This window comes from Streptacidiphilus neutrinimicus (assembly GCF_000787815.1).
GTDB classification, from domain to species: domain Bacteria; phylum Actinomycetota; class Actinomycetes; order Streptomycetales; family Streptomycetaceae; genus Streptacidiphilus; species Streptacidiphilus neutrinimicus.
The window spans coordinates 226,644-227,129 of record NZ_BBPO01000002.1; the positions used below are offsets into that span (position 1 = coordinate 226,644).

The following is a 486-nucleotide window of genomic DNA, read 5'->3' on the forward strand; positions in this document are numbered from 1 at the left end:
GGCCGGCGATCGCGATGGTGGCCGCGATCAGCGAGGAGTAGCCGAACATCGGCTTGCGCGAGAAGACCGGAATGATCTCCGAGATGATCCCGAAGAACGGCAGCGCGATGATGTAGACCTCGGGGTGGCCGAAGAACCAGAACAGGTGCTGCCACAGGATCGCGCCGCCGTTGGCGGGGTTGTAGACCTGCGCCCCGAACTTGCGGTCCGCCTCCAGTGCCAGCAGCGCGGCGGCCAGCACCGGAAACGCGAGCAGCACCAGTACGGCGGTCAGCAGCACGTTCCACACGAAGATCGGCATCCGGAACATGGTCATGCCGGGGCAGCGCATGCACAGGATGGTCGTGATGAAGTTCACCGAGCCGAGGATGGTCCCGAACCCGGAGAAGGCCAGCCCCATGATCCACATGTCGCCGCCGATGCCGGGGCTGTGGATCGCGTCGGACAGCGGCGTGTAGGCGAACCAGCCGAAGTCGGCCGCCCCGT

General features: G+C 66.0%; 1 protein-coding gene. It reads right to left on the bottom strand.

Features of this window, described 5'->3' with window-relative positions:
- Positions 1-486 (bottom strand): cbb3-type cytochrome c oxidase subunit I (locus TR48_RS02510; RefSeq protein ID WP_042364115.1); only part of this gene is annotated, 486 nt, incomplete at both ends.